The 545-nt window shown below is 35.4% G+C and carries 1 pseudogene; it reads left to right on the plus strand.

Annotation, left to right across the window (positions count from 1 at the left end):
• Window positions 1–319 precede the first annotated feature (319 nt).
• Window positions 320–545, plus strand: a pseudogene (locus RM545_RS17510) (zeta toxin); the annotation flags it as partial.

Genomic DNA, 545 nt, shown 5'->3' on the forward strand with positions numbered 1-545 from the left:
ACTGTTGGTAATAAGACTTTTCACGAAGAATAAAAGTTATATTTGATTTTACGAAATGAAAAGAATATTTGTTATAGCCGGATGTAATGGAGCAGGAAAGACTACTGCTTCCTACACAATTTGCCTGAAATATTAGCATGTGACGAATTTGTAAATGCAGATGAAATTGCACGGGGATTATCTCCCTTTCGTCCTGAAAGAGCAAAAATACAAGCTGGAAGGTTAATGTTGAAAAGAATCAGAACCTTTATAAGATCTGAACAGGATTTTGCGTTTGAAACTACTCTGACAACCAAGAGTTATAAAAATCTAGTCCTTGATGCACAAAAGGAAGAATCTCACCGTAACATTACTTTTTTTCTGGCTTAGCTCACAAAATTTAGCAGTAAAACGTGTTGAAACAAGAGTAAAAGAAGGTGGTCATGAGATCCCGGAAGATGTGATCTGGAGACGATATGAAAACGGTTTAAAGAATTTTTTTAAGATCTTTAAAGAGCTGGTTGATGACTGGATGTTTATAGATAATTCTGGAGCTCCACATGAGG

The sequence above is a fragment of the Autumnicola lenta genome, assembly GCF_031846515.1.
GTDB classification, from domain to species: Bacteria; Bacteroidota; Bacteroidia; order Flavobacteriales; family Flavobacteriaceae; genus Autumnicola; species Autumnicola lenta.